Genomic DNA, 5,909 nt, shown 5'->3' with positions numbered 1-5,909 from the left:
TTGTTACTAATCAACTCTGGCTACTAATCACAGTAGTAGTAATCTTTTTACCCTACTATCAAGTTGCTCGCCAAGAAGAAGCGAAATTTTTAGCTAGTAGTTTTGCGGCTGACTATAAAGTGTATAAGGAAAACACAGGAATGTTTTTACCTAAGTTATGGCCTCAATCACAAGGTTAAAAGTTTACATATGACCATCCCACACTATAACGATCTCGGCGGTGCGATTCGTGGGGTCTGCCATGCTTGGTGTGAAGAGCAAGGCTATAGCAATCCCTTTTGTCGCAATGGGGAGTGGTGGGCGTATCCCCCTAATGGCGTCATGCCTATCCAAATCAAAACAGTGATGGGAAAAAGTTGCCAGCGCCCAGTTCGACTAGGGCGATTGATTCTGTTTCTCTATCCCGATGGATCCTTAGCTCCTGAGCCTGAGTTAGCTGTGGATTTAACCAGGGCTATTTCATTCTAAAAATGCGCTCTTTGTGTGTGAGCGTCCAAATTGGCAGTATCGCTGTGCTTGAGCCATATTGGAGAAGCCATTGGAGCGATAGATATTCAGCGCAAAATTACGAGCAACGGCAAAGATTTGAGGTAACTGATGCATGCGAATACGTGAAGCATCTTCACCCTGAGTAACCAAATCGCACATAATGAACCTTGTTCTCTACACCCCAATATCCTCGAATGCGCTGGGCAAAGGACTCAGCAGACAAGGGCGTAAGAAGCAACATAGTAGCGTGTTTCCTTTTCCAGACGGTGTTGCCCCCCCTTTTTGAATTGTCGAACACTAAGGGTTCGAATCAGAGTCTTTAGCCCTGGCCAGGGCTGGATGTTGTCGAGTTGGTTGCAGATGCGTGCCGACCCGTTTCTCGATCCGACCATGTCCTTTATTGATGTCAGTATGACTGTGTTCGGCTACAAAGTAAGCTTTGACGCTTTTGAATAGATTGCCCTGATTGCCTTTAATCGCCCCCAGGTAGTGATTCTCAGCTCTCTTTGATCAACTGAGCCGTTTTTTTGAGTGCTAATCGCATCAAAGGCGAAAACCACACCCTTAACAGCCAGTTGCGTAATAAATTCTGGTAAGGCTTTGACGCACGTTCGTTTTGCTATCCACTTGATAAGGCTCAAGAATCAAACCCCGCTCGACCAGGTAAGCACTGACTAACATAATTGCGCTTGTGAGGGGGAGAATCAGGATTGTCCCTTTCTAGTTGGTATGAGCCCCGTAAGACAAAGCCCATCGACAGCTAAGGTTTCCCCGCGCCTTGGGTTCAATGCCAAAGAACCGAGCCAGGGCCGCAGAATACTGCTGATAATCCTTTGGTTTTTAGGACACGACGAATCGTGCTGTAGGAAGGAATTCGCCGCTTTGGGGGTAGAAAACGTTCAATAAGTTCCTCCCGATAGCTGTTGAGCCAATCGCCAATCGCTCTTAACCCTCGGTTACCAGCCGCTATAGCCTGAAGTTACAGAGCTAGACATAGAGCGACTTTATGCCGTTTACCTGAGACCTTGCGCACATCTGGGATATCAGAAAAGGCTTCTAAAATCTCGATCGGCTCTGGGGTTGACTCCTCTTGGGACAGGCTAGGCAGTAAAACAGCAGGGGCAGATTGGGGGGGCTGACCCATGGTCACTAATCAAACTCTCGGTTAACTTGTAAGCCTAGCATTTCTTGGCTTTCATGAGAATGAAATAGCCCTGGTCTCTGATGGAAAGGGCTTGAGCTATTTTTCGGTTTTTTTTTGTTGGATCGAGAATTTAGTGAGAGTCGTTGAACTGAATATGTGAATACATTCTGACGGTATGACAACTCCGTCATTGTATAATAGGTTCGCTAAAAACATGATTCTGTCGTTAGAAATTTTTTTCGCCTCAGATCAAAATTAGCAAATGGTTGGTAAGTTTTTTTTATGTATGTTAACAAAGCAAGAAATATCAACAATATCCAAGCGCTATGATGAGCGACTAGAGCTTGAGGGAGATTGGGCTAAGGTAGGTTACGTAAGCAATAAATCTCAACTTTTGCGGTTTCAAGTCCTATCAAAGATCGCTCAATTAGTTGGAAAGCCATTCCATCAAGCTTCTGTTCTCGACGTAGGGATGGGGTTAGGCGGATTTTACCAATACCTTTTGGAACAAGGTCAGGTTCCCAGGCATTATAGCGGTGTAGATATCCTTACGAAGATGGTAAATCTAGCGCAACAAAAGTTTCCTCCAGAGCAATTTCCGTGTGTGACGTTTGAGAAGGCGAATATATTGTGCCACAATTTGAGACCAGCCAACTATGTAATCTGTTCGGGAGCTTTGACCCCACGAGTAACAAACAATAAAAAATACTTTATCTCAATGATCGGACGCATGATTGAACTTGCCACTTTCGGTGTTGCCTGTAATTTTCTGACGATCCGTTGCACGAAACCAAAGCCAGAGCTATTTTATTACGACCTAAAGATAATTAAGCAGTGGGTTGGGGAAACTATCAGTGCAAACCATCAAGTTTACTTTCATGATAACTACCATCCATTCGACGTCACAATGTTTGTTATCAAAAAAATCACAGGATAAAGTTACTCATTGCGGAAAGGAAATATCTTGGACAAAGATGAAGAGCTATGAGCAAACAGTACAGAACTGCTCCACCTGGATTTACCGAGAAAAACTGGCGAACCTTCATGGATAAGGGTATTATTATCATCGAGAATGCCCTCAGCGATGATGAAGTGGATATGTATAAGATGGTCATGGATAGTGTTGCCCATTGTCATCCCACCTACCAAGAGGGAAAGACATTCTGGATGGAAAACTTTGTCGAAAGCGATCCCATGCTTGCAGATCTGATTGACCATCAACGGCACGTTGGATTTGTATATGATATCTACGGGGAACAGCTCAAATTGCAGCTAACAGAAATGTTCATGCGTACACCTGGAGATTGGCACAACAAGTGGCATTTTGATGGAGCTCGTGTAGTACCAAAGACCGTCTTTTCGCCAATTTTACCATTGCAGACCAAGGTCAGCTATTGGCTAACAGACCTCCCTCATCCCCAAATGGGGAACTTTGTCTACATACCAGGTAGTCATCGCTGGCAGTACCTAGATGCTTATCATACTAATGAGAGTGTACCAGGCGAACAGATTCTCTGTGTTAAAAAGGGTACTATGACAATCCATACTGGTGCGCTCTGGCATCGTGTAGAGCCTAACCTAAGTGAAACGACCCGCTACAATCTTTTCCTCTGCTATTCCCCGTCATGGATCGCTTCAGGTGATCGGCTTACTTCCGATCCGGAATGGCTGAAGATACTGAACCGGGAACAGCGAATTATTATGCGTAGCTACATCTATGGCTATGACCATGAGAGACCACCTGCTGACGACTACCCGCTCTTCTTAGATCGAGAATCAGGGCTTGACCACGATCCTGGTATGTACATGGACTACGTAGACCAGTGTCGCCGCAAACGTAAAACCTTTCATGAAAAGTTAATTGATACTTCCAAGGAATAAATTATCCTATCTCCTGAAGCAAATATCTTGTAAACAAAGAGTCATGTTTGCTCTCCAGCCTACTCTTGGAGATTATCCTGTCTATTCCACAGAACCCTTTCGGCATTTTTAATTTGGAAGTCCTTTTGCGAAAAACAATAACATGAATTTAGGTAGTACTCTATTCTCAAAAAGTATAGATTGCGCTACATTGGTGAAAGCCTATCTGAGCGTGTGTCAAAAAATGTCTCACAATGACGTTCTCGCAATGCCTTAGAGAATTATGAACTTTCAGTAGGTCGAATAACATCCACGTGAGGATAGTTGAGTATTTTCTGATCTACCGTCACCACAGGGCAATCGCATCCTCTTGCCGTTGCCACGATTATTCTATCTGCCGGATCTTTGTGGAACTCACCTGGTAGCGATTGAGCATCAACGGCGATCGCCGGAGTTATAGATATAAGAATAACCCCTTCTTGTGCCAGCGCGATTTCAAACCATTCTCGAATAGGTACGGGAAGAACTATCCTTCCAGCCTGATTGACTGACAAAAGTTATTCCGGAGCATATTTGTACGTCAGTACTTTGAACTAATGCCTATAAGTTCGTTTTTCGTGTTGTTTGCGCGATGCCATAACTGGGTCAGGATCACGGTGGTCGGTGAAACTGACGTGACGAATCAGTCGCCATCCGTTTAACAGAGCAGTTTTGACCCAATCCCAGCCGATGCGGAAATAGCTGTTGCCACGTGCGCCAATGGGTGTCAACCCACCGTCGTTTTCCCGTTTCCACAACCAATGTGCCTTGGGCTGTGACATAAAGTGTGGCCCTGGCCTTGATGAACCACAGTCAAGGGCAGGGCACATACACACCGAATCTCAGATTTCTGGATGTTCCAGCCGTTGGACTGGTCGTCCTTAAAAGCCTCCTCAATATCGAATCTCAATCCGTATTCACAGAATGAAAGTAAGGTGGTCGGTTCATTACTGACGATCGCCCATTATCACCATTGATATTGTTGCGCCCAAATGCAAAGTGAACCGAGCCATACCATTGGTCAAAATGCAATCCCACGTTGTGAAAACACAGCGCTTCGCCCCGTAGAGCGTGAAACTGTTTAAGTTGACACCAACCAATGCCCTAGCGCCAAAACAAGCGCATCCTTTTTCAAACGGATACGATAATGCCAATGCCATTGCTGAGAACGGGCTTTGATCAAATCCTTATGGACAAACCCGATTAGCAGCCAATAAGACAATTTTCACGTCTTTGGGTAGGCACCGAGCTGCTAGGTCCAACACATCTCGGTAGTCGCGTGTGGGAAACCATAGCACTGCTGTGGTGAAGCATAGCCCACGCCACTGGCAGGGCACGACCCCGATAAACCACTGCCACAAGGGAGCTGACAATATTCATCCGGTGAACAACGACGTATCCAAGCTCAAGTAAAGACACTCCTGTTGCCAGTGGACCAAGGCCGCTTGGATCAAGGGTTTATACAGTCGATGTACATTGATACGAGGGTTATTGAGCCATCGACGGACCCGTCTGTGCTTACTGTGAGCATACTGTCGGAGGCAGGGTAGATAGGAAATCAGCGCGGGTCAGATTAACTTCACCACTATGGATCTTGGCTACCACCATCCATAGACAGACCGTTAGATGGGCTTTGTGTGCCCAGGGACTGGGAAGACCGGTGCCAGGTATTCAGGGCATTGTAGAGGCGGGAGTTTTTTTCGAGTGCGTTCCTATGGTTTTGAGTGGCATCGCGCATCGCACGAACGCTGGCTCCCACTCAGCTTTTTTTAATCCCTCAAACATCCATCTGACAAACAGTTTGACAAAACAGTCACCGCCTTTTGTCAGTCAGTCAGCGCAAACGCAAGCATCAGTTACCTCAAATCTTTGCAGTTGCTCGTAATTTTGCGCTGAATATCTATCGCTCCAATGGCTTCTCCAATATGGCTCAAGCACAGCGATACTGCCAATTTGGACGCTCACACACAAAGAGCGCATTTTTAGAATGAAATAGCCCTGGGATTTAACAATCTTAAAATAGAGTGTCCTACTCCCGACTCCCGATTCCCTACTCCCTATTCCCTTCTCTTCAAAATGGCCACAACCGTTGCAGCAACCGCCAAATTTTAACCACTAGCTCTTCTATCCAAAGTATGCTGATGTCTAACCACTCCAGCACTCGTTCTAAAGGATGTTTAACATATCCTTCTGGAGTTGCTTTAGTGTCAATGCAGTCTTGATTTGGCTCTAGATCACTATGGTTTCTATAGTTAGCGATCGCACTATTTTCTTCTCCCTTAGATCCGTTAACCTTGGTGCTACCAGAGTTAACAACTGCTAGCGGTTGATCTTGAGATTCTTTGGGAGTAGTTTTTCCTAAATTATCCTGAATTTG

Annotated in this window: 9 protein-coding genes and 1 pseudogene; 3 read left to right on the top strand and 7 right to left on the bottom strand. The window is 45.4% G+C overall.

The window, feature by feature from the left end; translation table 11 throughout:
- The first annotated feature begins 189 nt into the window (after nucleotides 1-189).
- Nucleotides 190-468 carry a hypothetical protein gene (locus tag F6K37_RS30495; protein ID WP_044493777.1) on the top strand — a complete coding sequence of 93 codons (279 nt, stop codon included), beginning with the start codon at nucleotides 190-192 and terminating at the stop codon, nucleotides 466-468.
- A gap of 805 nt (nucleotides 469-1,273) precedes the next feature.
- On the opposite strand, the gene F6K37_RS44915 is transcribed toward F6K37_RS30495, so the two are convergent.
- Nucleotides 1,274-1,459 carry a transposase family protein gene (locus F6K37_RS44915; protein WP_353838670.1) on the bottom strand — a complete coding sequence of 62 codons (186 nt, stop codon included), beginning with the start codon at nucleotides 1,457-1,459 and terminating at the stop codon, nucleotides 1,274-1,276.
- Between the two features lie 9 nt (nucleotides 1,460-1,468).
- Nucleotides 1,469-1,639, bottom strand: a complete 171-nt coding sequence (locus F6K37_RS30490) for a transposase family protein (RefSeq protein ID WP_161603169.1) — start codon at nucleotides 1,637-1,639, stop codon at nucleotides 1,469-1,471.
- 256 nt (nucleotides 1,640-1,895) lie between these two features.
- Here F6K37_RS30490 and F6K37_RS30485 point away from each other — a divergent pair, with 256 nt between their 5' ends.
- Together F6K37_RS30485 and F6K37_RS30480 are read left to right on the top strand one after the other, a co-directional pair.
- Nucleotides 1,896-2,570 carry a class I SAM-dependent methyltransferase gene (locus F6K37_RS30485; protein WP_008186310.1) on the top strand — a complete coding sequence of 225 codons (675 nt, stop codon included), beginning with the start codon at nucleotides 1,896-1,898 and terminating at the stop codon, nucleotides 2,568-2,570.
- A 47-nt stretch (nucleotides 2,571-2,617) separates the two neighbouring features.
- Nucleotides 2,618-3,514 (top strand): phytanoyl-CoA dioxygenase family protein, encoded by an 897-nt coding sequence (locus F6K37_RS30480; protein ID WP_008186312.1) that lies wholly within the window; start codon nucleotides 2,618-2,620, stop codon nucleotides 3,512-3,514.
- 260 nt (nucleotides 3,515-3,774) lie between these two features.
- Here F6K37_RS30480 and F6K37_RS30475 read toward each other — a convergent pair whose 3' ends face one another.
- The 5 genes and pseudogenes from F6K37_RS30475 to F6K37_RS30455 form a co-directional block, all read right to left on the bottom strand.
- The gene (locus tag F6K37_RS30475; protein ID WP_008186314.1) at nucleotides 3,775-4,047 is read right to left on the bottom strand and encodes a type II toxin-antitoxin system VapC family toxin; all 273 of its coding nucleotides are present in this window, start codon (nucleotides 4,045-4,047) and stop codon (nucleotides 3,775-3,777) included.
- Between the two features lie 39 nt (nucleotides 4,048-4,086).
- The gene (locus tag F6K37_RS30470) at nucleotides 4,087-4,314 is read right to left on the bottom strand and encodes a hypothetical protein (protein WP_229419057.1); all 228 of its coding nucleotides are present in this window, start codon (nucleotides 4,312-4,314) and stop codon (nucleotides 4,087-4,089) included.
- A gap of 405 nt (nucleotides 4,315-4,719) precedes the next feature.
- Complete coding sequence (locus F6K37_RS30465) at nucleotides 4,720-4,905, bottom strand: hypothetical protein (RefSeq protein WP_287254252.1); 186 nt, start codon at nucleotides 4,903-4,905, stop codon at nucleotides 4,720-4,722.
- Nucleotides 4,906-5,117: 212 nt separating this feature from the next.
- Nucleotides 5,118-5,291, bottom strand: coding sequence for a hypothetical protein (locus F6K37_RS30460; RefSeq protein WP_287254250.1), 174 nt, complete (start codon nucleotides 5,289-5,291; stop codon nucleotides 5,118-5,120).
- A 312-nt stretch (nucleotides 5,292-5,603) separates the two neighbouring features.
- Nucleotides 5,604-5,909, bottom strand: a pseudogene (locus F6K37_RS30455) (hypothetical protein); the annotation flags it as partial.

The sequence above is a fragment of the Moorena sp. SIO4E2 genome (genome assembly GCF_010671945.1).
In the GTDB taxonomy this organism is placed as follows: Bacteria; Cyanobacteriota; Cyanobacteriia; order Cyanobacteriales; family Coleofasciculaceae; genus Moorena; species Moorena producens.
Note: the sequence above shows the minus strand (reverse complement) of the source record. Positions and strands in the feature narration are given on the sequence as shown.

What these genes read in the sequence shown, in the direction of transcription:
- F6K37_RS30470 (WP_229419057.1), bottom strand. Translation starts at nt 4,314, where the DNA reads ATGTCACAGCCCAAGGCACATTGGTTGTGGAAACGGGAAAACGACGGT.
- F6K37_RS30480 (WP_008186312.1), top strand. Translation starts at nt 2,618, where the DNA reads ATGAGCAAACAGTACAGAACTGCTCCACCTGGATTTACCGAGAAAAAC.
- F6K37_RS30485 (WP_008186310.1), top strand. Translation starts at nt 1,896, where the DNA reads ATGGTTGGTAAGTTTTTTTTATGTATGTTAACAAAGCAAGAAATATCA.
- F6K37_RS30495 (WP_044493777.1), top strand. Translation starts at nt 190, where the DNA reads ATGACCATCCCACACTATAACGATCTCGGCGGTGCGATTCGTGGGGTC.